The following is a 26436-nucleotide window of genomic DNA, read 5'->3' on the forward strand; positions in this document are numbered from 1 at the left end:
CCGGTTGCCCGGTGTCAGTCCGGCCGGGGCGCCGCCATCGCAGGCACCGCCTCGGCGGCGTCCTCTGCCGTGATACCCGGCGCGGGCGCGGCGCTGATACGCTCTTCCCGCCGGGTCACGGACGCTGCCCTCTGGATCGCCCGGACCAGCCGGGGCTGCACCCCGCAGGGGCAGAGATTGGGGATCGCAGCCTCTATTTCGGCTTCGCTCGGCCCGGCATTGCGATCGAGCAGGGCGGCCGCGGCCATCGCTATTCCGGGTGTGCAGAAACCGCACTGAATCGCCTGGTTCGCGACCAAGGCCTGCTGGACCGGATGCGACCGGTCACGCGACAGCCCTTCGATCGTGGTGATGAAGCGCCCTTCCGCTTCCTCGATCATGATCAGGCAACTGCGCAGGGCCGATCCGTCGACCAGCACCATGCAGGCCCCGCAATCCCCCTTGCCGCAGCCATTCTTTGTGCCTGTAAGATTGGACGCCTCGCGCAGGGCGACGAGCAGGGGCGTCTGCCCGTCGAGCAGGTATTCGACCGGACGGTCGTTCACGGTCATGCGCGGCATGGCGCCCTGCCCCTACCTTGAGTTGCCCGGCCTCAGCTGCGCCAGCTGTCGTCGATGCGGTCGATCTTGCGCTTCCAGGCCTCGAAATCGAACAGGCCTGCACCGCCTTGAGTCTGCATCACGGACAGGTCGCGCTGGTGAACATCGACCACTTCCTGCTTCACGATATTGGCATTGCCCTGGCTCAGCGTTGCGATCTGGATCTCGCAGGCACGCTGCAGGGCCCACATCTTCACGAACATGCCGGGAATGGTGCGGTCCATGACCACGGGTCCGTGATTGCGCAGCATCAGGATGGAGTGCTTGCCCAGGTTCTCGACCAGCCGCTCGCCCTCTTCCTCGCGGACGGTGACGCCTTCGAAATCGTGGTACCCGATCTGGCCCTGGAAATTGCAGGCGTAGAAATTGGTCGGCAGCAGGCCGTCCTTGTGGCTGCATACCGCCATCGTCGCCGTCGTATGGACATGGCAGATGGCATTCGCACGCTCGCCCAGATGCTTGTGAAAATAGGCGTGCTGCGTGAAACCGGCCTTGTTCACCGGATAGGGCGAACCGCCGATATTGTTGCCCTCGACGTCGATCTTGACGAGGTTCGAGGCGGTCACCTCCTCGTAAAGAAGGCCGAACGGATTGATCAGGAACGCGCCCTCTTCGCCGGGCACGGCCACGCTGATGTGGTTGTAGATCGATTCCGACCAGCCCAGGTGATCGAAGATGCGGTAGCACGCCGCCAGGTCCAGGCGGGCCTGCCATTCTTCCTTGCTGTACTCTTCCTTGGGCTTGAGCTGCGTGGCCATCGGTATCTCTCCTTGTCTTCGTTGCCCGCCATATCGCACGGATGGTGCGTTTCGCACAAGCTGGCTCGCGGTCTTTGCCCTTTCCCACCGGGCGCCCCGCCGCTAACGCGGGAGGGTATGAGCAAGCCTCTATGAGCGACAATGCCAAGCTGACACGCGGCAGCATTCCGGGTCATCTCGTTACCCAGACCGCCCCGATGGTGATCGGGGTCGCCGCCATCATGTCCATCGGACTGGTCGACACCTACTTCATCGGCCAGCTCGGCGCGCCGCAATTGGCGGCCATGTCGTTCATCTTCCCGATTAGCGTGGCCCTTTCCAGCCTGGGTGTCGGCATCATGGTCGGCATCAACTCGGTCGTCGCCCGGGCGCTGGGCGCAGGAGACGACGAGCGCGCAGCACGGCGGGCCAATTTCGGCATGGTCTTCGCCGTGGGATGCGGCATTGCGCTGGGCGTTGCCCTGTTCCTGCTGATGGACCCGCTGTTCCGCCTGATGAACGCGGAAGACGACCTGCTGCCCTTCATCCGGACCTATATGCGCCCCTACGCGGTCAGCTTTCCGCTGCTCCTCGCCATCATGGGGATCAACGGCGTCCTTCGCGGCCAGGGGGAGGCGAAGAAGACCTCGCTGATTTCCGTCACCTATGCTGCGGCAAACTGGGTGCTGGATCCGATCCTGATTACCGGGGCATTCGGTTTCGGCGGGCTGGGTATCGTCGGCGCGGCCTATGCGACGGCCATCGGCTGGGCGTGCGGTATTGCGGTCGGCTTCGTCCTGCTGAGGAAGACCGCCCTGCCTTTCGACCTTACCCTGCTGAAACGCTGCGGCGTCGGCGAATCGGCCGCTGCGATCCTGAAGGTCGCCGGGCCTGCCGCCTTCTCCAATGCGATCAATCCGATCGGCCTGTCGATCCTGACAGCGCTGATCGCGATAGAGGGCCAGGCCGCGGTCGCAGGGTTTGGCGCAGCGGGCCGGTTGCAGAGCTTCGCCGTCGTGCCGCTGCTTGCCCTATCGGGGGCCATCGGCGGTATCGTGGGCCAGAACTGGGGCGCGGACCAGCATGGCCGGGCCCGCAAGGCGGCAGCCTATGCCGGCGGTTTCAGCATCGTCTACGGCCTTGCAATTGCCGTGTTGCTGTTTGCCTTCGGGGACTGGTTCGCCGATATCTTCACCGAAGAGGCGGCGGTTATCGAACAATTCTCCCGATATCTGACCATCGCCGCCTGGGGTTATGCCGGATATGGCCTCCTGATTGTCGGCAATGGCGTACTGAACGCGGTCGACAAGGCATCGCTCGCTCTGTTGCAAAGCTGCGCGCGCGTTTTCCTCGTCATGCTGCCCTTCGCCTGGTTCCTGCGTTCGAGCTGGGGCGCCGATGCCATCTATGCAGCGGAACTTGCGTCCAATGTCGCAGGGGGCGCCGTTTCCGCCGCTGTCGTCTGGTGGGTCCTGCGTGATCGTTCGACCACGGCGCCTGCCAAGTCCGTATCGGCGGAACCGGAGGCAGGATGAGCGCGCCCGTCGTTTCCATCTTCGCGCGATGGCCGACACCGGGTGCGGCAAAGACGCGGCTGATCCCCGGCTTTGGCGAGGATGGGGCCGCTGCGATCTATACCCGTTTGCTGGAGCATACGGTACGCGAGGTGCGCGGCTCCGGATTGCCCTTCACCTTGCGCACGACAGGCAACGAAGGCCGCGCTTTTCGCGAATGGCTGGGCGAGGACGTGTCCGTCACCGACCAGGGCGATGGCGACCTGACGGACAGGCTATACCGGGCGCCCGCGCCCGGGATTTGCATCGGCAGCGATTGTCCGGGCCTTACAGCCGGTCTGCTGCAGGATGCTGCCAGTGCGCTGGAAAACGCGCCGGTGGTCATCGGCCCTGCGAGGGATGGCGGATACTGGTTGATAGGTTTCTCGCACCCCTCGCCCTGGCTGTTCGCAAAGATGCCGTGGAGCACCGATGCCGTCCTGCCCACGACACTGAAGAGATGCGCGGCACGCGGCATCGAACCGGTCCTTCTCCCGCAGCTTACCGACGTGGACGAGCCTGAGGACCTTGCCGACTGGCCGGAATTCCTGCCGTGACAGGGGATGAAGCGAGCGTCGCGCTGGTCATCCCGGTGCTGGATGAAGAAGCCGCCCTGCCCTCGCTGATACGAACCCTGGCGAGGCTCGAGCCCGTGCCTTCCGAGATCATCGCCGTAGACGGCGGCTCCATGGACGGGACGGCGCATCTGGTCCGGGAGGCGGGCTGGACGCTCATTGCCGGCGAGAAGGGCCGGGCGCGGCAAATCAATGCAGGCGTCGCAGCAGCCACGGCGGATCATGTCTGCGTGCTGCATGCCGACACGATCCCGCCCGCCGACATGGTGCAGGTGATCCGCGACACGCTGGCCGATCCGAAGATCGCCCTCGCCAGCTTCACGCCGCTGATCACCGGGCAAAAGACCCGCTGGATCACCAGCGCGCACAATTTCATCAAGACCTGGTACGCCCCCCTCATCACCCGGCCGCATCACTTCGTGCGCGGCGTCCGGCTTCTGTTCGGCGATCATGCGATGTTCTTCCGGCGGAGCGATTTCCTGAAAATCGGGGGATGCACGCCGGGCGATGCCATCATGGAAGAAGCCGATCTGTGCGTGAAATTCGCCGCACTGGGCCGCACGAAAATGGTCCGCCGCATGGTGCGTACTTCGGACCGGCGCATTGCCGCATGGGGTCCGCTCAAGGCGAACTGGATCTATTTCAAGGTCGGGATGCTCTGGGCTTTCGGGATGCGCGACAGGATGGGCGCGCACTATCCCGATATCCGTTGAGCCTCAGGCTTTCAGGAAGCCGACATCGATGCAGTACTGGATCAGTTTTCGCAGCATGGCGTGGTCCATCGGCGGCGGCTCGAGGCCGGTCACCGCGCGCGTGTTCGCATCGTCGAACCGCGGATCGCGCTGGAAATAATTGGCGTAAACCCCGGCCACCCGCCGGAACAGCCGCCGCTCCATCGCAGGCAGCGTTGCCGGGTCGAAATCCTCCGCCTTCACCAGCGTCGGCGCATCGAACGCATCGAAGCTGCCTATGGCATCGGCAAACGCCTGCACGGGAACCGGGCCTCCCGATACGAGGTGATAGGTTCCGCCATTCGCTGACCTCATGTCCTGCGCGAGCGCTACGATCCCGGCAGCCACATGGTCGACCGGCACGAAGTCCAGGGTCGCGCCTTCGGCGACCGGCATGTGGCGCACCCGGCCCTCGGCAATCAGCTTGAACGCCGCGTAGATGGTGTCGAACTGGCGGATCGCGCCGGTCCTGCTGTCGCCCACGACGATGCTGGGCCTCGCTATGGCATGGGTGAGGCCGCTCTCGCGCACCAGCGTCTCGGCCTCGGCCTTGCTCGCCTCGTAGCCATTGGTGAAACCGGTGGACGGCAGGGGATCGCTTTCCAGCACCGGCCCGCTCCGCGCGCCGCAGACATAGGCGGTGGAGACGTGCAGCAGCGCTGCGCCGCTGGCCGTGGCCAGCTCGACGACGCACCGCGTACCCTCAACATTGGTCGCGCGATAGGCGTCCTCTTCCAGGTCGAAGCGGGTGAGCGCCGCGCAGTGGATAATCACGTCCACACCCTCTGCCAGCCGGGCGTACGTCTCTTCATCCAGTCCCATTCCGGGGAGCGACAGATCGCCTTTCACCGTCTCGGCAACACCGGCGGGCCGCCCGTCATTGGCGGCGACTTCCGGCTTCGAGCGCACGAGCGCAGTGACCGTGTGCCCTGCATCCGACAGGCGCGCGCTGACCTCTCCGCCGATCAGACCGGCGGCCCCCGTAACCAGTATATGCATCAGCAGCAGGCCGCGGGACTGGCCGGAGCCGTTCCTTCATCCGCCCCGAAGGGGACGGCGATGCCGCAATCGGGAAATACGCCGTAATGGGTCGTAAAATCGCCGAAGAAGTCGAAATGTCCGGCAAAGCGGGTATCGGCCAGCATCTTCCAGCTATTGCCGCAGATGGGAAACATCCGCCCGGCCTCGATCCGGTGGTGCCCGTCGAGTTCGAAAACGCGCTCCTGCCCCTCTACCGTGCCCCTGTAGCGCACGGCCTGGCCGTAATCCTCGCACTGCGTTTCGAGATCCGGCAGCTTGAACAGGCGATAGGTCGCGGAATGGAAGGCAACGCCGTCCAGTTTCTCCGCGACCTGCGGATTACCGATTTCCAGCGGCCGGCTGGTTACCAGCCGGGGATCGGCAAAGCCTGCTTCCTTTGCCAGCGCAAGGAAGTCACCCCAGTAAAGCGCGCCCGACAGGCATTCGCCGTGCAGTACGGGATCGTCTTTCAGGGCATCCGGAACGCGACGTTCCGCATAGACGTCGGAAAAATACAGCTCGCCGCCTTGCTTCAGCAGGTCGTGCGCGGCGGCGAATACCACGCGCTTGTCCGCGACGAGGTTGATGACGCAGTTGGAGACGATGACATCGTAATGTCCGGCCGGCAGGTCCAGCGCGCCCAGTTTCTCGATATCGCCTTCCACGAAGGACACGTTGCCCTCTGCGTAACCGAAGCGTTCCCGGTGCCAGTCCAGATGTTCGCGCGCGACGGCGAGCTGCTCGGGCGTGGCATCGACGCCGGTGACCGTTCCGCGCTCTCCGACCATCTGCGCGAGGATATAGGCGTCCTGCCCGCTGCCCGATCCAAGGTCGAGGATATGCGCACCCTCGATCGCCTGAGGAGCGACGAGACCGCAACCGTAATAGCGGGCCCGAACGTCCTCGTGCACGTTCATCATCGCCTTCAGGATGGCGGGCGGCGGGGCCTCTGCCGTGCAGCACGCATCGGTTTTCAGGTCCGACGACCCTTCCAGCACGCGGCCGTAATAATCCTGACTGTTTTCCAGATTCATGTAACTACGCACCCTTCCGGTTCGAAACGCGATGTGGTCGGCATGCGGGCATTCGCATGGCGAGACTTTTGGTTACAGGCCGTCTACAAGGGACGCATATGAAATTCACCCATGATGTCATCGTTATCGGCGGCGGAGCGGCCGGGCTCACCGCCGCGGGCGGCTGCGCGCTCTTCGGCCTGAAGGTAGCCTTGATCGAAGGGCACAAGATGGGCGGCGAGTGCCTGAATAATGGCTGCGTCCCGTCGAAGGCACTGATAACCGCGGCCCGGCGCGCGGCGGAGGCACGCACCGAAACGCTGCACGGCGTGACGCTCGCCGCACCTATAGTCGAGTGGAGCGGCGTCCACCGGCATATTCACGACGCCATCGCTCATATCGCTCCGCATGATTCCGAAGAGACATTCGAGGAGATGGGCTGCGAGGTCATTCGCGACTGGGCGAAAGTGACGGGAAAGCACGCGGTCACGGTCGGCGGCAGGACCCTGACCGCACCGCGCATCGTGGTGGCCACCGGATCGAAGCCGTTCGTGCCCCCGATAGACGGGCTGGACGCCGTACCTTACCTGACCAACGAGAACCTGTTCGACCTGACGGAGCAGCCCGGTCACCTCCTTATCATCGGTGGCGGTGTCATCGGGATGGAGATGGCGCAGGCCTTCCGCCATCTGGGCAGCGAGGTCACGGTCATCGAACCGGACACGCCCATGGGCCGCGACGATCCTGACAATGTGCAGGTCGTCATAGACACGATGGAGGCGGAGGGCGTCCGCTTCGTGAAGGGCAAGGCCAGCGCCGTCTCCGGCACTGCCGGTGACATCCGGATCACGCTCGACAATGGCGACACGGTCGGCGGCACGCACGTGCTGGTGGCAGTGGGTCGCCGCGCCAATACGTCCGGCTTCGGGCTGGAAGAACTGGGCGTCGAGATGGCCGGAAACGGCATCAAGGTGGACGATCGCAGGCGCACATCGGTCAAGTCCATCTACGCGATCGGCGATTGCCGTGACGGTCCGCGCCTGACCCATGTTTCAGGCTATGAAGGATCGAACGTGGCGTTGGAAATCGTCACCGGCCTGCCGACAAAAGTGGACTGGAAAGCGCTTCCATGGTGCACCTTCACCCAGCCCGAGGTCGCGCAGATCGGCATGACCGAGGCAGAGGCGCGCGAGAAACTTGGCGACAAGGTCACGGTCGTGACCGAAGGGTTCGACGACAATGAGCGCGCCATCGCGGAAGGCTCCACGAAGGGTCGCCTGAAGGTCATCTTGAAAGGCAAGAAGGTCGTCGGAGCGAGCATCGTGGGCAAGAACGCCGGCGAACTGCTCCTGCCCTTCACCCAGATGATTACCGGCAAGAGCGGGACCTTCGACATGGGCTCTGCCATCATCAGCTACCCCACTCGCAGCGAAATCACGAAAGCTGCCGCATTCAGCGCATGGGAACCGACGGTTTTCGGATCGCTGCCGAAGAAATATGCGGCATTCGTTGCCAAGATGCGCCGGACGTTTAGCTCGGCATCATGAGCACAGGCACACGCACCAAAGGCCGCAACGCGCCGCAGGGCCCCTCCCCCTTCGCGGTGGAGGCGGATGAGCTTCAACCGGCGAAATTTACCGACCCCGACATCACGGCCAAGGGCGAGGCCCGCGCGCAGGTCCCGCTGACCGGGCTGGAAACGCTGTGGTTCAACACCGGCACGCTGTGCAATCTCGCCTGTGCCAGCTGCTATATCGAGAGCAGTCCGACCAACGATGCGCTGGTCTATATCCGCCACGCCGACGTCGCCGCCTATCTGGACGAGATCGCGAGTGGCGGCCTCGACACGAAAGAGATCGGCTTCACTGGCGGCGAACCGTTCATGAACCCCGAATTCCCTGCCATGCTGGCCGACACGCTGGACCGGGGGTTCGAGACGCTGGTCCTGTCCAACGCCATGAAACCAATGCGCCGCCACGAAACCGCTTTGCTCGCCCTGCGCGAACGCCACGCGGACCGGCTGACCATCCGCGTGAGCCTCGATCACCACAGCAAAGCCGTGCACGAGGCGGAGCGCGGACCGAACAGCTGGGATGCGGCAATCGGCGGCCTCAAATGGCTGAGCGATCACGGCTTCTCGATCGCCGTCGCGGGCCGGATGCTGCCCGGCGAAGGAGAAATGGACGAGCGGCAAGGTTACGCCGCCTTGTTCGACAGCGAAGGCATCGCCATCGACGCCTACGATCCCATGCGCCTCGTCCTGTTTCCCGAAATGGACGAGGACAAGGACATTGCCGAGATCACCACGGCCTGCTGGTCCATCCTTGACAAGAATCCCGCCGACATCATGTGTGCGACCAGCCGCATGGTCGTCCATCGCAAGGGCGAGCCGGCCCCGCGCGTCGCGGCCTGCACGCTGATACCCCACGACCCGGGTTTCGACATGGGTGCGACCCTGGAAGAGGCAAGCGCGCCGGTTAAGCTGAACCACCCGCATTGCGCGCGCTTCTGCGTCTTGGGCGGGGCGAGCTGTTCCGCCTGAATAGGTATGCTACCGGGCAGGCTCGGACTTCTAGGGCATAAAGCTCTTCGCAATTGCAAAACGAGATGCCATGGGGCGTAACCGTCGCATCGCCGGGCGCATTGCCCCGAAAACGCCAGACGGATAAGCCTTCGCCCCATGACAAAATCCCTGACCCATCTCGAACGCCTCGAGGCCGAGAGCATTCACATCATGCGCGAAGTCGCCGCAGAGGCACAGAAGCCGGTGATGCTTTATTCCATCGGCAAGGATAGCGCCGTGATGCTGCACCTTGCGAAGAAGGCGTTTCATCCCTCGCCCCCGCCCTTTCCCCTGCTCCATGTCGATACGACCTGGAAGTTCAAGGCGATGTACGAACTGCGCGAACGCAGCGCGCAGGAAGCCGGGATGGAACTGCTGGTGCACCAGAACCCGGAAGCCGAAGAGCGCGGTATCAATCCGTTCGACCACGGCCCGCTCCACACCGACATGTGGAAGACGCAAGGGCTGAAGCAGGCGCTCGACAAATACGGCTTCGATGCAGCCTTCGGCGGCGCGCGCCGCGACGAGGAAAAAAGCCGCGCGAAGGAGCGCATCTTCTCGTTCCGCACGGCTAGCCACGGCTGGGACCCGAAGAACCAGCGCCCCGAGCTGTGGAACATCTACAATGCTCGAAAAGCCAAGGGCGAAAGCATCCGCGTATTCCCGCTCAGCAACTGGACGGAACTCGATATCTGGCAGTACATCATGGCCGAGAATATCGAGATCGTGCCGCTGTACTATTCGGCCAGGCGCCCGACCTACGAATATGAAGGCGGCCTGTTCATGGCCGACGATCCGGAGCGGCTGGAAAAGGTGCTGGGCTACATGCCCGAACTGACCGAACGTTCGGTGCGCTTCCGCACGCTGGGCTGCTTCCCGCTGACCGGCGCGGTCGAAAGCGAAGCGGCGACATTGTCCGACATCGTGCAGGAAATGCTGCTGACGACCACCAGCGAGCGACAGGGCCGCGTCATCGACAAGGATTCGGGCGACGCCTCGATGGAGAAGAAGAAGCAGGAGGGCTATTTCTGATGACCGAACAGGCCACCTCCACGGATCCCGTCTACAAGACCGACGCGCTGATCGCGGAAGATATCGACGCCTATCTCGATGCGCACCAGAACAAGACCATGCTGCGTTTCATCACCTGCGGTAGCGTGGACGATGGAAAGTCGACCCTGATCGGGCGGCTGCTGTACGATTCCAAGATGATCTTCGAAGACCAGCTTGCCGCGCTGGAGAACGATTCCAAACGTGTCGGCACGCAGGGGCAGGACATCGATTTCGCCCTGCTGGTCGACGGTCTCGCGGCGGAGCGTGAACAGGGCATCACGATCGATGTCGCCTACCGCTTCTTCGCGACCGAGAAACGCAAGTTCATCGTCGCGGATTGTCCGGGCCACGAGCAGTACACGCGCAACATGGTCACGGGCGCCAGCACTGCCGATCTCGCGGTGATCCTGATCGATGCGAGGAAGGGCGTTCTGGTCCAGACGCGCCGCCACAGCTTCCTGTGCAAGCAGCTGGGCATCCGCAATATCGTGCTGGCGGTGAACAAGATGGATCTCGTCGATTACGACCAGTCCACCTTCGAAACCATCGTTGCCGATTACCGCGCCTTCGCAAAGAACATCGGGATCGAGGATTTCACCGCCATCCCCATGTCGGGCCTGGCGGGCGACAACATCACCGACCGGTCGGACAATACGGACTGGTATGACGGCCCGACCCTGCTGGAAGAGCTGGAAAGCGTCGAGGTGCTGAGCGCGGTTAACGCGTCCAAGCCGTTCCGCATGCCGGTGCAGTGGGTGAACAGGCCCAATCTCGACTTCCGCGGTTTCTCCGGCCTGGTCGCGACCGGGACGATCGCGCCGGGCGACACCGTCCGCTCGCTCCCATCGGGCAAGACCAGCACGGTCAAGTCCATCGTCACATGGGAAGGCGAACTGGAGGAAGCACAGGCCGGCCAGTCCGTGACCATCACGCTGGAAGACGAGATCGACTGCTCGCGCGGCGATGTGCTGGCGACAGCCGATGCTCCGCCCGAGGTATCCGACCAGTTCGAGGCGACGCTGGTGTGGATGGATGACGAGCCGATGACGCCGGGCCGTGCCTACTGGCTGAAGCTGGGCACGCAGAACGTCTCCGTGACGGTGCAGGCGCCGAAATACGAGATCAACGTCAACGACCCGGGCAATACGGGATCGCATCTCGCTGCCAAGACGCTGGAGCTCAACTCCATCGGCGTGGCCGAGATCACGACCGACAAGCCGGTGGTTTTCGAAGCCTATGAAGACAACCGCGCACTGGGCGGTTTCATCCTTGTCGACAAGATCACCAATCGCACCGTGGCCGCCGGGATGCTGCATTTCAGCCTTCGCCGTGCGCAGAACGTGCACTGGCAGGCAACCGATATCGGGCGCGAGCACCATGCAGGGCTGAAGAACCAGACGCCGCGCGTCCTGTGGTTCACCGGCCTGTCGGGCAGCGGAAAATCGACCATCGCCAACGAGGTGGAAAAGCGCCTCAGCCTGATGAACCGGCACACTTTCCTGCTGGATGGCGACAATATCCGTCACGGCCTGAACAAGGACCTGGGCTTCACCGACAGCGACCGGATCGAGAATATCCGCCGCATCGGCGAAGTGGCGAAACTGATGGCCGATGCGGGCCTGATCGTGCTGACAGCCTTCATCAGCCCCTTCCGCGCGGAACGCCGGATGGTGCGGGACATGTTGCCCGAAGGCGAGTTTATCGAGATCTTCGTCGACACCCCTCTGGAGGTCGCCGAGGAACGCGATGTGAAGGGTCTCTACAAGAAGGCCCGCGCAGGCGATCTCAAGAACTTCACCGGCATCGACAGCCCGTATGAAGAGCCGGAGAATGCCGAGATCCGCGTCAACACGGTCGAGATGACGCCGGAAGAGGCCGCGCGTTATATCGTCGACCAGATCATGCCGCTGAAATGACGGACACCGCCCCCATGACACCCGCCGACATGAACGACGCGCAGCTGGCCGCGCATCTCGCCCATCACGCGGGCCGCATTCTGATGCAGGTGCGCGAAGCAGGTGTGTTCGAAGGCAAGGCGCTGGGCAATGCAGGCGATGAAACCGCCAACCAGTTCCTCGTCCATGCGCTTCGGCATCTGCGTCCCGATGACGGTCTGCTGTCCGAAGAAAGCAAGGACACCCAGGACCGCCTGTCGAAGGAACGTGTCTGGATCGTCGATCCGGTCGACGGCACCCGCGAATATGGCGAGGCGCGCACCGACTGGGCCGTCCATGTCGCACTGGCGGTCGGCGGCAAGCCGGAAACGGGTGCCGTCGCGCTGCCCGGTCTCGACCTCGTGCTGCGAACAGACGAACCGCAGGCAGTTCCCGCCGCAGCGGACAAGCCGCGCCTCGTCGTCAGCCGCACGCGTCCTGCCAAGGAAGCGGTTGCCGTTTCGGAGGCCATTGGCGGCGAACTTGTCGGCATGGGCAGCGCAGGGGCGAAGGCGATGGCGGTCGTGCGAGGAGAGGCGGAAATCTACCTCCACACGGGCGGCCAGTACGAATGGGACAGCTGTGCGCCCGCTGCGGTGGCACTGGCGCATGGCCTGCATGCCAGCCGCGTCGATGGCAGCCCGCTCGATTACAACCAGGCGGACACCTATATGCCCGACCTGCTGATCTGCCGCCCCGAATGGGCCGAGCGGGTGCTGGCCGAGGTCGCCAGGCTTTAAGGCTTAGTCGTCCAGAGCGGCCAGCAATTGCCGCGCGCGCGACAGATGCGGGCGGTCGTACATCTTGCCGCCGTGGCCGATCGTGCCGACACCGGGATTGTCCTCGAACAGCGCAACGACCTTGCGCGCTTCCTCGATTTCGGCCTCGCCGGGCGTGAAGGCCTCGTTGATCGGGCCGATCTGCGCCGGGTGAATGGCGAGCATCCCGCCGAAACCCTGCCGCCGGACAGTCGCCGCACGCTTCGCCAGCCCGTCCAGATCGCGGAAGTCGGTCGCGATCGTCTCGATTGCCGGAACGCCTGCCCTCGCCGCGCCCAAGAGGCATAGGGTACGGGCCAAGATATAGGCAGGGTCGTATTCTCCCGCCTCGTCCACATTGGCCTGCGCCCCGATGGAATCTGAAAGGTCCTCCGCCCCCCAGCTCATCGCAGCCAGCCGCGGTGCACCTGCATAATTGCCAGCTTCGAACATGGATGCAGCGGTTTCCGTGACCAGCGCCATGACCGGCGTCGAACCGGCTTCGATCCCGTTGGCGACCTCCAGCGCGGAGAGGTAATTATCGAGCCGCGCGACCTGCTCGGGCCCTTCCGCCTTGGGCAGCATGATACCGCCCGGCCGCGCAGGCATGACAGCAGCTAGGTCGGCCAGCGGCATCTCGGTATCGAGCGGATTGATGCGAACCCACAGCCGCTCGCGATCGCCTGCGCCTGAAAGACTATCAGCGACCATCTTGCGAGCATCGGATTTGACCTCCGGTGCGACCGCGTCCTCAAGATCGAAGATGGCGATGTCGGCATCGCCCGCGGCCGCCTTGCTCATTTTCTTCTCGCTATCGCCCGGAGCGAACAACCAGCTGCGCATCTTCATCGCTCAGGCTCCCTTCTTCTTGAGGAGCGCCATTCGCAGGCAGCTGCACACGATTTCGTCACGCTGGTTCAGGCATTCGTGGCGGAATGTGACGATGCCGGCTCCGGGCCGGGACTTGCTTTCCCGAAGGTCGGTCACCTCGCTGGTGGCACGCAGGGTATCGCCGATGAAGGTGGGTTTGGGATGGACCAGCTTGTCGTATCCCAGATTGGCCACCAGCGTTCCCAGGGTCGTATCGCCCACGCTGACACCGACCATGAGGGAGAAGGTGAAGGTTCCGTTGACCAGGATCTGCCCGAACTCGCTCGCCTTCGCCGCCTCCAGATCGAGGTGCAACGGCTGCGCATTGTGCGTCATGGTGGTGAAGAGCAGATTGTCGGTCTCGGTGACCGTGCGCCGGATCTCGTGCTCGATCCTGTCGCCCACACTCCATTCGTCGAAATACCGGCCTGCCATTACCAACTCTCCAATTCTTTCCGGTCCGGCTAGTCGTCGCTGCACCCGGCGTGGTCAACCCTGCGGCGCTTGGGGCCCCGCGTGCCGGAAGACATTCTTCCCGTCGGCCATGGCAATAGTCACCGACAGCCCGAACGGCTCGCCGCCCTCCAGCAGGGACAGCGCGTCGGCATCCGCAGGGACGGCAGCGACCCTCTGCCCGCCCGGGATGCGCGCGACGATGGTGCCCGATGCACCTTCGCGGCCGTGCTGAATCGTATAGGTTTCGATGGTTGCCGGGCCGGAATAGCTGTCGAGGCTCTCCACGCCATCCGGCTGGTCGGGGCAGGTTCGCACCCTCTCGCGTGACCAGTCCGCGGCTTCGGTGGAATAGATGCCGCAGGCATATTTGCTCATGAAGCCGCCATTGGCGACGACCATCGCGGTGCTGCCCGGCTGGTTTCGGCACCGAGCAACCGCTTCGGCGATAGCATGGGCCGAGTAGTTGTTACCCGCGCCGCCGAAATAAGGCAGCCCTCCTGTCAGGGTGAGCCCTCGCGGATCGTCCGGCGCTATCCCCATCGCCTCGATCAGGTTGGATACGGGAATCGGGAAACAGCTGTAGATGTCGAAATGATCGACTTCTCCTTGGGCTATTCCGGCGATTTCCAGTGCAGCATTGGCGCAATCGACCGCGCTTTGCGCAAGGTGGAGATCGGCGCGGTGCAGTACGCTCGCTTCCTTCGCGTCGGTCGCGGCGTGGATATGCACCCAGCGGCCGGGCGGAATGCCCAGCTCACGAGCCTTCCCGGCAGAGGCGATCACGATGGCCGCAGCCTGGTTCACCTGGTCGCGCGCGATCATGTCCTTCGTATAGGGTTCGGCCACGATGCGGTTGCGCTGCGTCGGTGTCGCGATGGCGTCCGCCGATTTCTCCTGCGGCGACGCTGCATGTGGATTGCCAGCCGCGACTTTCGTGAACGGCGCGAACAGCTCGGCCATGTGGCCCCGATGCTCTTCGAGCCAGCGACCCAGAACGCTGCGCCGCGCGTTTTCCATCAGCGCATAGACCGGGATCGCGCCGCGCACCCCGTGTGCGACCAGCGTCTGGTCGAGCAGGCCCTTCATTCCGAAGCCGCGATCCTCCAACTGGCCGCCGATCTCCTCGCGCCAGTCGGGCTTTTCGCCCTTCGCTGCCAGCGAAAGCGTGGTGGAAATGGCCTCCGCCCCGACGATAGCGGCCATGTCCGCCCGCCCGTCGGCTATTTCCTGGGCAAGCTCGCCGACCAGTTTCTGCGGCCCCTGCCCGCCGACATATTCGAGAATTGCGCGCGCAGGATTTGCGCCGACGCGCCTTGCAATCGCGCGCGGCGGATTGTCGGCCCGTCCGAATGGAGCCACCGCTGCAGGGGTCGAAATCTCGAATTGCCTTATAGCTGCAAGCACATCGATTGCACCCGCGACATCGCCTCTCGCCTGCGCATCGGCAATCGCGGCGCCCAGTGCCTTCCCGCCGAGGTCCATCGGCGAAAGGGCCGCATAGCCGGAATCGTCCAGCCTTTCCGAAGCCTGTCCCACCCCGATGAAAACCGGGGTGCGCGGGTCGAGTTCGTCGGTCATGTGCGCTTGGTATCCTGCGTTGCGGGAACGGGTCTGTCAGGCCTCTTCGAACATGGCTTTGAGGTCCTTCTTCAGGATCTTGCCATTGGCGTTTCGTGGCAACATTTCTTCCGCAAACAGGATGCGGACAGGCACCTTGAATTTCGCGAGACGGGCCGCGACCCATGCCATGAGCTCGGCCTCGTCCGCATCTTTACCGGGCGCCAGGTGTACCATCGCCACCGGTTCCTCGCCCAACGTGCGGTGCGGCCGGCCCAGAACGGCGGCATCGGTGACTGCGGGATGATCGTAGAGGACGTTCTCCACTTCGGAGGAATAGATGTTCTCTCCTCCGCGGATCACCATGTCCTTCGCCCGGTCGACGATGTAGCAGAAGCCTTCTTCGTCGATGCGGGCAAGATCGCCGGTGTCGACCCAGCCATCGCGGAAAGTTTCCGCCGTCGCATCGGGCCGCCCCCAATATCCCATCACGACCTGCGGACCGCGCGCATGGAGCGTGCCGATTTCACCGGGGGGGAGCGCGTTGCCCTGCTCGTCGACAACCTTGATGTCGCTGACCGGGACCGGCGGACCGGCGCTTTGCGGGCGATGCAGATAGTCCTCCGCCGAATGGCTGGTGACCGTCGCCATGGTCTCCGTCATGCCCCAGCCATTGCCGGGCATGCATCCGAAGGTTTCATGAATCTTCCGGACCAGTTCCGGCGCTGCCGGCGCACCCCCATAGGCAATCGCCTCGAGGCTCGAGAGGTCGAAATTGTCCCGCTCCGGATGCTCGATCATCTGCCAGGCGATGGTCGGAACGCCGCCGGTAATGTTGACCTTCTCGCGTTCGATGATGCCGAATGCCTCCACTGCATCCCAGCGGTGCATGTAGATGAAGGTATGCCCCGAAAAGACCTGCCCCATCAGGCCGGCGGAACAGGCAGTGACGTGGAACAGGGGTATGACCGTCAACCCGACCTTGGGCGCGGGAGCCGGAATGGCTTCACCCCGGCGCAACAATCCGCGCGCTGCTGCATATGCGCTGGAGAGGATGTTGGTGGTCAGGTTGCGATGACTTCCCAGGGCCCCCTTCGGCTGGCCGGTCGTTCCGCTGGTGTAGAAAATCGTTGCGGGATCGTCTGGCGCGATTGCGACGTCGGGTATGGATGTGTCGGGCAGGTCGCCCCATTCGTGCGGCGTCCCGATTATGCTTTCAAGCGCCCGCGCATCGCCGTCCAGGGTCCCGGCCCGGGATACCAGTACGCGCTCCAAGTCCGGACATTCGCTGCGTTCGGGCGCGATGCGTTCCCATCGCTCGGCATCGCAAATCAGGAGGCGGGCGCCGGAGTCCGACAGGCCGTAGGCCAGCTCCTGCCCTGTCCACCATGCGTTCAGCGGAACGCAGATCGCGCCGATCGAGGTCGCGGCAAAGAACGCCACGGGCCATTCCGGCAGGTTGCGCATCGCCAGCGCCACGCGGTCGCCCTTCTCGACACCGCAGGACTGCAATTCCCCTGCTAGCGCAGCGACCGCGCGGTACCACGCTTCGTACGGGACACGCTCGTCCTCGTAGATGGTCATCAGGCGCTCGCCATGACCGCGTGCATGATCGGCCAGGGCGCGCAGCGACGGGGGCGCGTTTTTCCACGTGCGGGTCGGCACGCCGCGAATGTCGTGTGTCTCCATCTCGAACGTCGCGCCCGGGGCGCAGAGAGCCGCTTCTATCTCTGGCATGGAACTGGCCGGCCAACCCGCAGGCGCCGTCCACTGCGCGCCGGCTGCTACCGTCGATGCGATCTCACTCAACTCGTCTCTCCCGATCGGGTATGTTTTATTGTGCAACCGATGCTAGGTCGGAATCAAAGCGCGCTCAAGCGCCAACCGGGGAGAGTTTATGCCGATACCCTTCGAATGTGCCGATGCGGCGGAACTGGGCTTTGATGCCTCACGATTGGAGCGCATCCCGCAGTTCCTGAAATCCGGGTATGTCGAAAACGGCCGCCTGCCCATGACACAGCTGATTGTCGCACGCGATGGCAGGCCCGTGTTCTATGACGCGCAAGGGACAATGGGCGAAGATCGCGAGGGATTGCGGGACGATGCGATCTTCCGGATCGCGTCCATGACGAAACCGGTGACCTCCGTCGCTTTCATGCAATTGGTCGAGCAATGCCGGATCGCCCTGGAAGATCCGGTCGCCAAGGTAATCCCCGAACTCGCCGACCTGCGCGTCTACGCAGGTGGCGGCGGGTCCGTGCCCTTCACGCCGGGCGAGCGGGCCAAGCCCATGCGGTTCGTCGACCTGCTCACCCATATGTCGGGCCTGACCTACGGCTTGCAGAACCGGACGAATATCGACGCCGTCTACCGCGACCATAATCTGGATTTCGCGAGAAACCGGCACGATTCCGACGAATATGTCGAGATACTGTCCACGCTCCCGCTTGAATTCGCACCGGGCCATGGCTGGAATTATTCGGTAGCGACCGATGTTCTGGGCATCGCGGTCGAACGCCTGTCGGGCATGCGGCTGGGGGAGTATTTCCGGCAGCATATCTTCGAACCGCTGGGCATGACCGATACGGCATTCGGAGTTGCACCGGATCAGGCGGAGCGGCTCGTCGACGCCTACCAGTACATCCCCGGCAAGGCACCGCGAATGATAGACGGCGGCAGGCAGAGCAGCCTGACACAGGACGGAAAATTCGACAGCGGCGGCGGCGGATTATGCGGAACGATCGCCGATTATCACCGCTTCGCCGCCATGCTTCTGAACGAAGGGACGTTGGGAGAGGCCCGGATCCTGAGCCCAAAGACCGTTCGCCTGATGCGCACCAATCACCTGCCCGGCGGCGCCGACCTGACCGAAATGTCGAGCAGCCTGTTTTCCGAGGCGAACAATGCCGGCACCGGTTTCGGTCTGGGTTTCGCCATGGTCATCGACCCGGCCAGGACCCTGATGCCTTCCAGCCCCGGCGAATTCTACTGGGGCGGTGCCTATTCGACCGCCTTCTTCGTCGATCCGCTGGAGGGGATCACCATGGTCTTCATGACGCAGGTCTACCCCTCCAGCATCTATCCCATTCGCCGCCAGCTGAAGACGCTGATCTATTCCGCGCTGACGGAAAGCCGCGCCTGACGCCTGACCCAGCACCTTTTCGATAACGAAACACAAGGAGAGACAAATGACTTCACCGATCCGCACAGTGCGACACGACGACGTCTTGGTCATCATATCGTACAATCCGCCGGTGAACGCGCTGGGCCAGAAGGTTCGCGAAGGCCTGAAACAGGGCATCGAGGAAGCCCTGTCGGACGACAGCGTGAAGGCGGTTGTCATCCGCTGCGACGGCCGGACTTTCTTCGCCGGCGCCGATATCACCGAATTCGGCAAGCCGCCCGTCGGCCCGAACCTGCCCGAAACGCTCAATGCGATGGAGGCCAGCGACAAGCCTGTAATCGCGGCGATCCATGGCACGGCCCTTGGCGGCGGCTGCGAGGTCGCGCTCGCCTGTCACTACCGCGTGGCGGTGCCCAGCGCGAAGCTCGGTTTGCCCGAGGTGAAACTCGGCCTGATACCCGGGGCCGCCGGCACACAGCGCCTGCCCCGCGTGGTCGGCGTGGAGAACGCCCTCCCCATGGTCGTCCAGGGAAATCCGATTCCGGCCGGCAAGGCACTGGATATCGGCCTGCTCGACAAGATCGTAAACGAAGACAGCCTCGAAGCGGACGCGATTGCCTTCGCCCGCTCGCGCATTGGCAGCCCCGTGCAGCGCAGTTCGGAAGGGACCGCGCATGAGGACGGGATCAAGAACCCCTCCCTTTTCGACGAGTTTCGGGCCAAGCATGCCCGGAAAATTCGCGGCGTCCATGCTCCGGAGGCGGCCATCCAGGCTGTGAAGGCGGCTACCGAGATGGACTATGCCGCCGCGGTCCGGAACGAACGGGAACTGTTCAGCGAACTGATGGTCGGCACGCAAAGTGCGGCAATGCGCCACTATTTCTTTGCCGAACGCGCAGCCAACAAGATCGACGACATCGATCCCTCCACCCGCCCTATCGAAATCGCAAAAGTCGGCATCATCGGCGCAGGTACCATGGGCGGCGGCATTGCGATGAACTTCCTTTCCGCCGGCATCCCGGTCACGATGCTCGAGATGAAGCAGGACGCGCTGGACCGGGGAACAGGCGTCATTCGCAAGAATTACGAACGCACGGCGGCCCGCGGACGGATGAAGCCGGAAGAGGTCGAAGAGGCCATGGGCCGGCTTTCGACGACGCTCGACTATTCCGATCTCAGCGAATGCGACCTGGTGATCGAAGCCGTCTACGAGAGCATGGACGTCAAGAAAGACGTCTTCGGCAAGCTTGACGACGTGATGAAGCCAGGCGCGATCCTTGCGTCGAACACCAGCTACCTCGATGTGGATCAGATTGCACAGGCGACGAAGCGCCCCGGATATGTGCTGGGCCTTCATTTCTTCTCGCCGGCCAACATCATGAAGCTGCTGGAAATTGTGCGCGGTGCAGAAACGCGCGACGACGTCCTGCTCACCGCCATGAAACTGTCCAAGACGATCGGGAAAGTGGCCGTCGTGTCAGGCGTGTGCCATGGCTTCATCGGCAACCGAATGCTCAGTCCGCGGCAGGAACAGGCCAATGCCCTCATCCTCGAAGGTGCGAATTACTGGGATGTCGATGATGTCCTGCTCGAATTCGGCTTTCCCATGGGACCGTTCCAGATGGCCGATCTGGCGGGCATAGACATCGGTTGGCACCGCGACCCGACCAAGGTCACGACCCTGCGCGAAGCGCTGTGCGCCGCAGAACGCTTCGGACAGAAAAACGGAAGAGGCTTCTACGACTACGACGAAGCGCGCAATCGCAGCCCTTCCGAAGAGGTACAGGCGATCATCAAGGATTTCGCCGCAAAAGCCGGCCACACCCAACGCGAAATATCGGCCGATGAAATTCGCGAGCGCCTGCTTTATCCGATGGTCAACGAAGGGGCGCTGATCCTGGACGAAGGCATGGCGCAGCGAGCAAGCGACATCGATGTCGTGTGGATCAACGGTTACGGCTGGCCGCTGACCACAGGGGGGCCGATGTTCTGGGCAGACAAGATTGGTCTCAACACGGTCGTCGCCGGGCTCGAGAAGCACCATCTGCCCGTAAGCGACTACCTGCGAGCGAAGGCAGAAGAGGGCGGAAGCTTCAACTGATACTCGAAGGCGATAGGCCGGGTTGGACCGATGTCCGACCCGGCTTAGCCTTTCCGCGCCTTCGTCTCAGGCGTCTCCCCTGCGAGCTGGCGCTAATCAAAGGGAGTGGGACAAAGCTCAACTGACGAACAGTTCTGCGATTAAAGCCTCGCCGGTCAAACGAAAAAAGCCCCACTGCGAACAGTGAGGCTACCTAGATGCTGCCAAACGAGACAACGGTGGTTGCGGGGGTTGGATTTGAACCAACGACCTTCAGGTTATGAGCCTGACGAGCTACCGGACTGCTCCACCCCGCGTCACCGGTTTATCAGCGTGCAGAGACGCCAAAAGGGCTGCCCTTGTGGGGTCAGCCCTTTGACTTGTGAATGGGTTTTGCAACCACGCCCGCAAGCTACAATGCCTGGCGGCGACCTACTCTTCCAGTGCTTGAGCACTAGTACCATCGGCGCTGTCTGGTTTCACGGCCGAGTTCGAGATGGGATCGGGTGGGTCACAGACGCTTTGACCACCAAGCAATGAAGCTTGCGTGCGGGTTTAATCGATGCACCTCTTTCGAGGGTAATCAGTGGGCGATCTGGCTGTGAGGATCCTCCTCAACAACAGCAGGGCTGTCATTGACAGTGCAGACTCTCAAGCGCGATCAGAACTATTAGGACTGGTTAGCTCCACGTATTACTACGCTTCCACACCCAGCCTATCAACGTCGTGGTCTACGACGGTTCGAAGATACCTTATCTTAAGGGAGGCTTCCCGCTTAGATGCTTTCAGCGGTTATCCCGTCCGTACATAGCTACCCAGCGGCACGCCTGGCGGCATGACTGGTACACCAGAGGTACGTTCACCCCGGTCCTCTCGTACTAGGGGCAACTCCTTTCAAGTATCGACGCCCACGGCAGATAGGGACCAAACTGTCTCGCGACGTTCTGAACCCAGCTCACGTACCACTTTAATTGGCGAACAGCCAAACCCTTGGGACCTGCTCCAGCCCCAGGATGTGATGAGCCGACATCGAGGTGCCAAACGATTCCGTCGATATGAGCTCTTGGGAATCATCAGCCTGTTATCCCCGGCGTACCTTTTATCCGTTGAGCGATGGCCCTTCCACGAGGGACCACCGGATCACTATGACCGACTTTCGTCTCTGCTCGACCTGTCGGTCTCGCAGTCAGGCAGGCTTATGCCATTGCACTCTCGCAGACGGTTTCCAACCGTCCTGAGCCTACCATCGCGCGCCTCCGTTACTCTTTAGGAGGCGACCGCCCCAGTCAAACTACCCGCCATAGAGGGTCCCTGATCCGGATAACGGACCTAGGTTAGACATCAGAAAACAACAGGGTGGTATTTCACAGGTTGGCTCCACTCGGACTGGCGCCCAAGTTTCAAAGCCTCCCACCTATTCTACACAATTCTTTCCTAATGCCACTCTAAAGCTGCAGTAAAGGTGCACGGGGTCTTTCCGTCTAACCGCGGGTACTCCGCATCTTCACGGAGAATTCAATTTCGCTGAGCATATCCTGGAGACAGTGGGGAAGTCGTTACGCCATTCGTGCAGGTCGGAACTTACCCGACAAGGAATTTCGCTACCTTAGGACCGTTATAGTTACGGCCGCCGTTTACTTGGGCTTCAATTCGGAGCTTGCACTCCTCCTCTTAACCTTCAAGCACCGGGCAGGCGTCAGACCCTATACGTCGTCTTGAAGCCGACTTAGCAGAGTCCTGTGTTTTTGATAAACAGTCGCTACCCCCTGGCCTGTGCCCCCTGAAAAGAGTTGCCTCGATTCAGGGCCTCCTTCTTCCGAAGGTACGGAGGCAATTTGCCGAGTTCCTTCAGGATACTTCTCTCAAGCGCCTTGGTATACTCTACCTGACCACCTGTGTCGGTTTCGGGTACGGTCTATATGAAGAGGCTATTTCCTGGATCTGCTTGGCAGCCCGTTCAATCCAATAAGAACGAACTACATCCACAAACCGTCACACATCTTCAGGCCCACGAATATTAACGTGGTTCCCATCGACTACCCCCTTCGGGCTCGTCTTAGGGGCCGGCTTACCCTGCGCCGATTAGCGTTGCGCAGGAACCCTTGGTCTTTCGGCGAAAGGGCATCTCACCCTTTTTATCGCTACTCATGTCAGCATTCGCACTTCCGATATCTCCACCGTCGGTTACCCTTCGGCTTCATCAACTTACGGAACGCTCCGCTACCGCTGCAGTAAACTGCAACCCTAAGCTTCGGTGCATATCTTTAGCCCCGTTACATCTTCGCCGCAGGAACCCTTATTTAGACCAGTGAGCTGTTACGCTTTCTTTAAAGGATGGCTGCTTCTAAGCCAACCTCCTGGTTGTTTTGGGATTCCCACATGCTTTCCCACTTAGATATGACTTGGGGACCTTAGCTGTAGGTTAGGGCTGTTTCCCTTTTGACGACGGACCTTAGCACCCGCCGTCTGTCTGCCAGACAAGACTCGATGGTATTCGGAGTTTGGTTAGGTTTGGTACCGCTCGCGCAGCCCTAGCCCATCCAGTGCTCTACCCCCATCGGCATACATCTGACGCTCTACCTCAATAGATTTCGCGGAGAACCAGCTATTTCCCGGCTTGATTGGCCTTTCACCCCTAAACACAGCTCATCCGAGAATTTTTCAACATTCAACGGTTCGGTCCTCCAGTGCATGTTACTGCACCTTCAACCTGGCCATGCCTAGATCGCCGGGGTTCGGGTCTAATCCAACATACTCATTCGCCCTATTCAGACTCGCTTTCGCTACGCCTACACCTAACGGCTTAAGCTTGCATGCTAGATTAAGTCACTGACCCATTATGCAAGAGGTACGCTGTCACTCCCTATGGAGCTCCAACTGCTTGTAAGCATTCGGTTTCAGGTACTGTTTCACTCCCCTAATCGGGGTGCTTTTCACCTTTCCCTCACGGTACTGTGTTCGCTATCGGTCATGCACGAGTATTTAGGCTTGGAGGGTGGTCCCCCCATGTTCAGACAGAATTTCACGTGTTCCGCCCTACTCAAGTCCTTTTCAATCACTTTTACATACGGGGCTGTCACCCGCTATGGCCACACTTTCCAGAGTGTTCTGTTAGTTCATGAAAAGGCACTGGCCTGGTCCCGGTTCGCTCGCCACTACTACGGGAATCTCGGTTGATGTCTTTTCCTCCGGGTACTGAGATGTTTCAGTTCCCCGGGTTCGCTTCACCAAGCCTATGTATTCAGCTCGGTGATACCTTGTCCACCTCTCTCAGATCACCAGAAGGTAACCGGAAAGAAATGGTGAAGGTGGGTTTCCCCATTCGGAAATCGCCGGATCAAAGTTTGCTCACAACTCCCCGACGCTTATCGCAGCGTGCCACGTCCTTCATCGCCTGTGCATGCCAAGGCATCCACCAAATGCTCTTACCTCACGCTTGAGAATCCACACCATCAACGACAGACCTGCATAAAAGTCTGCGCGCTTGAAGATGGCGCGGAGGATAATCTCAGCCAGATTATTACATCTGATAATGCAATGCAGCAGATTTCAGTCCCTATGGTCCTAAGACCAGCAGAACCGATTTCCGTGCATTACGGCATCGATTAAAAAACCCATTCACAATGTCAAAGACGGCGATCGAAATCGCCTACCCGCCAGATGCGGGATCCGCTTTCTTTTCATCCTGGAGATACTGTCGAATATCTGGTGGAGCCTATCGGGATCGAACCGATGACCCCCTGCTTGCAAAGCAGGTGCTCTCCCAGCTGAGCTAAGGCCCCTTTAGATACAGAGTGCTGCCTTGGCAATGGTGGGCCGAGGAGGATTTGAACCTCCGACCTCACCCTTATCAGGGGTGCGCTCTAACCAACTGAGCTACCGGCCCTCCGCGCCAACTGGCCGAACAGCGCCGGGCGGCGCCAAATCGGCCGAAGGCAGCAAGAACGCCAGCTCAGGCAAATACAGCAAACGCTTTGCAGCGAATGCTGATCTCCAGTGATGAAAGGACATGAGGACGACGGCAATGTTCTTTGGAACTTGCGAAGCACTTCCGATGGCTAGCATCGGCGCTTTCGCAAAAATCCTTAGAAAGGAGGTGATCCAGCCGCAGGTTCCCCTACGGCTACCTTGTTACGACTTCACCCCAGTCGCTGATCCCACCGTGGTTAGCTGCCTCCAGTAAACTGGTTAGCGCACTACCTTCGGGTGAAACCAACTCCCATGGTGTGACGGGCGGTGTGTACAAGGCCTGGGAACGTATTCACCGCGGCATGCTGATCCGCGATTACTAGCGATTCCGCCTTCATGCTCTCGAGTTGCAGAGAACAATCCGAACTGAGACATCTTTTGGAGATTAGCTAACCCTCGCGGGATCGCTGCTCACTGTAGGTGCCATTGTAGCACGTGTGTAGCCCAGCCTGTAAGGGCCATGAGGACTTGACGTCATCCCCACCTTCCTCCGGCTTATCACCGGCAGTTTCCTTAAAGTGCCCAACTAAATGATGGCAACTAAGGACGAGGGTTGCGCTCGTTGCGGGACTTAACCCAACATCTCACGACACGAGCTGACGACAGCCATGCAGCACCTGTCACTAGGTCCCCGAAGGGAAGGAATCTGTCTCCAGAAACCGTCCTAGGATGTCAAAGGCTGGTAAGGTTCTGCGCGTTGCTTCGAATTAAACCACATGCTCCACCGCTTGTGCAGGCCCCCGTCAATTCCTTTGAGTTTTAATCTTGCGACCGTACTCCCCAGGCGGATAACTTAATGCGTTAGCTGCGCCACCCAAGCTCTATGAGCCCGGACAGCTAGTTATCATCGTTTACGGCGTGGACTACCAGGGTATCTAATCCTGTTTGCTCCCCACGCTTTCGAACCTCAGCGTCAATACCTGTCCAGTCAGTCGCCTTCGCCACTGGTGTTCTTCCGAATATCTACGAATTTCACCTCTACACTCGGAATTCCACTAACCTCTCCAGGATTCTAGCCACCCAGTTTCAAGGGCAGTTCCGGGGTTGAGCCCCGGGATTTCACCCCTGACTTGAAAAGCCGCCTACGTTCTCTTTACGCCCAGTAATTCCGAACAACGCTAGCTCCCTCCGTATTACCGCGGCTGCTGGCACGGAGTTAGCCGGAGCTTATTCTCCAGGTACTGTCATTATCATCCCTGGTAAAAGAGCTTTACAACCCTAAGGCCTTCATCACTCACGCGGCATTGCTGGATCAGGCTTTCGCCCATTGTCCAATATTCCCCACTGCTGCCTCCCGTAGGAGTCTGGGCCGTGTCTCAGTCCCAGTGTGGCTGATCATCCTCTCAGACCAGCTATAGATCGTCGACTTGGTAGGCCATTACCCCACCAACTATCTAATCTAACGCGGGCCCATCCAAAGGCGATAAATCTTTGGTCCGAAGACATTATCCGGTATTAGCAGTCATTTCTAACTGTTATTCCGAACCTAAGGGCAGGTTCCCACGCGTTACGCACCCGTGCGCCACTCACTCCGAAGAGTTCGTTCGACTTGCATGTGTTAGGCATGCCGCCAGCGTTCGTTCTGAGCCAGGATCAAACTCTCAAGTTTGTGTCACACACCAGACAAGCACGGGGATAACCCCGTTAACCTGCTTGGCATGAGCTTCAAGGAGCCGATACCTGCACTGTCAAACGTAATGGATACGAATGAACATGCATCATCACAAACCACCTGTGGAGGTGATCAGGATGTGGCGTCGGCTTAAGTTAACCGGTTACCGGAGCCTTGAGGTCCCCGGACCGGGCGCCGTCGCCCACATGTCCCTTCATCAAAAACTAACAAT

General features: G+C 61.4%; 18 protein-coding genes, 3 tRNA genes and 3 rRNA genes. 10 read left to right on the forward strand and 14 right to left on the reverse strand.

Annotated elements, in window-relative coordinates; all coding sequences use genetic code 11:
- Nucleotides 1-14: 14 nt before the first annotated feature.
- Nucleotides 15-560: a (2Fe-2S)-binding protein gene (locus ACGHJ7_RS07930; RefSeq protein ID WP_390476143.1), complete on the reverse strand. Its 546-nt coding sequence runs from the start codon at nucleotides 558-560 to the stop codon at nucleotides 15-17.
- A gap of 32 nt (nucleotides 561-592) precedes the next feature.
- Entirely contained in the window at nucleotides 593-1357 is a 765-nt protein-coding gene (locus ACGHJ7_RS07935; RefSeq protein ID WP_390476145.1) for a class II aldolase/adducin family protein, read from the reverse strand.
- 131 nt (nucleotides 1358-1488) lie between these two features.
- Between ACGHJ7_RS07935 and ACGHJ7_RS07940 the strand changes: the two genes are divergently transcribed.
- From ACGHJ7_RS07940 to ACGHJ7_RS07950, 3 genes are read left to right on the forward strand one after another with little or no spacing between them, the layout of a single operon-like run.
- On the forward strand, nucleotides 1489-2871 hold the full coding sequence (locus ACGHJ7_RS07940; protein WP_390476147.1) for an MATE family efflux transporter: 1383 nt from the start codon (nucleotides 1489-1491) through the stop codon (nucleotides 2869-2871).
- On the forward strand, nucleotides 2868-3446 hold the full coding sequence (locus tag ACGHJ7_RS07945; RefSeq protein ID WP_390476149.1) for a TIGR04282 family arsenosugar biosynthesis glycosyltransferase: 579 nt from the start codon (nucleotides 2868-2870) through the stop codon (nucleotides 3444-3446). The genes ACGHJ7_RS07940 and ACGHJ7_RS07945 overlap by 4 nt, the downstream gene beginning before the upstream one ends.
- A complete protein-coding gene (locus ACGHJ7_RS07950; protein WP_390476150.1) occupies nucleotides 3443-4177 on the forward strand; it encodes a glycosyltransferase in 735 nt (244 codons plus the stop codon). The genes ACGHJ7_RS07945 and ACGHJ7_RS07950 overlap by 4 nt, the downstream gene beginning before the upstream one ends.
- A gap of 3 nt (nucleotides 4178-4180) precedes the next feature.
- Here the strand turns inward: ACGHJ7_RS07950 and ACGHJ7_RS07955 are convergent, their stop codons facing one another.
- Both ACGHJ7_RS07955 and ACGHJ7_RS07960 read right to left on the reverse strand, forming a co-directional pair.
- Complete coding sequence (locus ACGHJ7_RS07955) at nucleotides 4181-5194, reverse strand: SDR family oxidoreductase (protein WP_390476152.1); 1014 nt, start codon at nucleotides 5192-5194, stop codon at nucleotides 4181-4183.
- Entirely contained in the window at nucleotides 5194-6249 is a 1056-nt protein-coding gene (locus ACGHJ7_RS07960; RefSeq protein WP_390476154.1) for a methyltransferase domain-containing protein, read from the reverse strand. Before ACGHJ7_RS07960 ends, ACGHJ7_RS07955 begins: the two co-directional genes overlap by 1 nt.
- Nucleotides 6250-6347: 98 nt before the next feature.
- Here ACGHJ7_RS07960 and ACGHJ7_RS07965 point away from each other — a divergent pair, with 98 nt between their 5' ends.
- The 5 genes from ACGHJ7_RS07965 to ACGHJ7_RS07985 all read left to right on the forward strand — a co-directional run bounded on the left by ACGHJ7_RS07965 (nucleotide 6348) and on the right by ACGHJ7_RS07985 (nucleotide 12518).
- Nucleotides 6348-7775 carry a dihydrolipoyl dehydrogenase family protein gene (locus ACGHJ7_RS07965; protein WP_390476156.1) on the forward strand — a complete coding sequence of 476 codons (1428 nt, stop codon included), beginning with the start codon at nucleotides 6348-6350 and terminating at the stop codon, nucleotides 7773-7775.
- On the forward strand, nucleotides 7772-8770 hold the full coding sequence (locus ACGHJ7_RS07970) for a radical SAM protein (protein WP_390476158.1): 999 nt from the start codon (nucleotides 7772-7774) through the stop codon (nucleotides 8768-8770). Before ACGHJ7_RS07965 ends, ACGHJ7_RS07970 begins: the two co-directional genes overlap by 4 nt.
- Nucleotides 8771-8908: 138 nt before the next feature.
- Nucleotides 8909-9823: a sulfate adenylyltransferase subunit CysD gene (gene cysD, locus ACGHJ7_RS07975; protein ID WP_390476160.1), complete on the forward strand. Its 915-nt coding sequence runs from the start codon at nucleotides 8909-8911 to the stop codon at nucleotides 9821-9823.
- Nucleotides 9823-11760: a sulfate adenylyltransferase subunit CysN gene (gene cysN, locus ACGHJ7_RS07980; protein ID WP_390476162.1), complete on the forward strand. Its 1938-nt coding sequence runs from the start codon at nucleotides 9823-9825 to the stop codon at nucleotides 11758-11760. The genes cysD and cysN overlap by 1 nt, the downstream gene beginning before the upstream one ends.
- Nucleotides 11761-11789: 29 nt before the next feature.
- Nucleotides 11790-12518, forward strand: a complete 729-nt coding sequence (locus ACGHJ7_RS07985) for a 3'(2'),5'-bisphosphate nucleotidase CysQ (RefSeq protein WP_390476298.1) — start codon at nucleotides 11790-11792, stop codon at nucleotides 12516-12518.
- A gap of 3 nt (nucleotides 12519-12521) precedes the next feature.
- On the opposite strand, the gene ACGHJ7_RS07990 is transcribed toward ACGHJ7_RS07985, so the two are convergent.
- The 4 genes from ACGHJ7_RS07990 to ACGHJ7_RS08005 are packed head-to-tail and all read right to left on the reverse strand — an operon-like array spanning nucleotide 12522 to nucleotide 17219.
- Nucleotides 12522-13385, reverse strand: a complete 864-nt coding sequence (locus tag ACGHJ7_RS07990) for an HpcH/HpaI aldolase/citrate lyase family protein (protein ID WP_390476165.1) — start codon at nucleotides 13383-13385, stop codon at nucleotides 12522-12524.
- 3 nt (nucleotides 13386-13388) lie between these two features.
- Nucleotides 13389-13841, reverse strand: a complete 453-nt coding sequence (locus ACGHJ7_RS07995) for a MaoC family dehydratase (protein ID WP_390476167.1) — start codon at nucleotides 13839-13841, stop codon at nucleotides 13389-13391.
- Between the two features lie 54 nt (nucleotides 13842-13895).
- The gene (locus tag ACGHJ7_RS08000) at nucleotides 13896-15440 is read right to left on the reverse strand and encodes an acetyl-CoA acetyltransferase (protein ID WP_390476168.1); all 1545 of its coding nucleotides are present in this window, start codon (nucleotides 15438-15440) and stop codon (nucleotides 13896-13898) included.
- Nucleotides 15441-15476: 36 nt separating this feature from the next.
- Nucleotides 15477-17219: a class I adenylate-forming enzyme family protein gene (locus tag ACGHJ7_RS08005; protein ID WP_390476300.1), complete on the reverse strand. Its 1743-nt coding sequence runs from the start codon at nucleotides 17217-17219 to the stop codon at nucleotides 15477-15479.
- Nucleotides 17220-17316: 97 nt separating this feature from the next.
- Here ACGHJ7_RS08005 and ACGHJ7_RS08010 point away from each other — a divergent pair, with 97 nt between their 5' ends.
- Together ACGHJ7_RS08010 and ACGHJ7_RS08015 are read left to right on the forward strand one after the other, a co-directional pair.
- A complete protein-coding gene (locus tag ACGHJ7_RS08010; RefSeq protein ID WP_390476170.1) occupies nucleotides 17317-18561 on the forward strand; it encodes a serine hydrolase domain-containing protein in 1245 nt (414 codons plus the stop codon).
- A gap of 46 nt (nucleotides 18562-18607) precedes the next feature.
- Nucleotides 18608-20644 (forward strand): 3-hydroxyacyl-CoA dehydrogenase NAD-binding domain-containing protein, encoded by a 2037-nt coding sequence (locus tag ACGHJ7_RS08015; RefSeq protein WP_390476172.1) that lies wholly within the window; start codon nucleotides 18608-18610, stop codon nucleotides 20642-20644.
- A gap of 219 nt (nucleotides 20645-20863) precedes the next feature.
- On the opposite strand, the gene ACGHJ7_RS08020 is transcribed toward ACGHJ7_RS08015, so the two are convergent.
- The 6 genes from ACGHJ7_RS08020 to ACGHJ7_RS08045 form a co-directional block, all read right to left on the reverse strand.
- Nucleotides 20864-20940: transfer RNA gene (locus ACGHJ7_RS08020), tRNA-Met, on the reverse strand.
- A 102-nt stretch (nucleotides 20941-21042) separates the two neighbouring features.
- Nucleotides 21043-21157: ribosomal RNA gene (gene rrf, locus ACGHJ7_RS08025) — 5S ribosomal RNA — on the reverse strand.
- Between the two features lie 116 nt (nucleotides 21158-21273).
- Nucleotides 21274-24062, reverse strand: a 23S ribosomal RNA gene (locus ACGHJ7_RS08030).
- 267 nt (nucleotides 24063-24329) lie between these two features.
- Nucleotides 24330-24405, reverse strand: a tRNA-Ala gene (locus ACGHJ7_RS08035).
- 27 nt (nucleotides 24406-24432) lie between these two features.
- Nucleotides 24433-24509, reverse strand: a tRNA-Ile gene (locus ACGHJ7_RS08040).
- A gap of 203 nt (nucleotides 24510-24712) precedes the next feature.
- Nucleotides 24713-26201: ribosomal RNA gene (locus ACGHJ7_RS08045) — 16S ribosomal RNA — on the reverse strand.
- Together the 16S, 23S and 5S rRNA genes with 3 tRNA genes alongside form the textbook arrangement of a ribosomal RNA operon.
- Nucleotides 26202-26436 lie beyond the last annotated feature (235 nt).

This window comes from Altererythrobacter sp. MTPC7 (assembly GCF_042851395.1).
In the GTDB taxonomy this organism is placed as follows: domain Bacteria; phylum Pseudomonadota; class Alphaproteobacteria; order Sphingomonadales; family Sphingomonadaceae; genus CAJXSN01.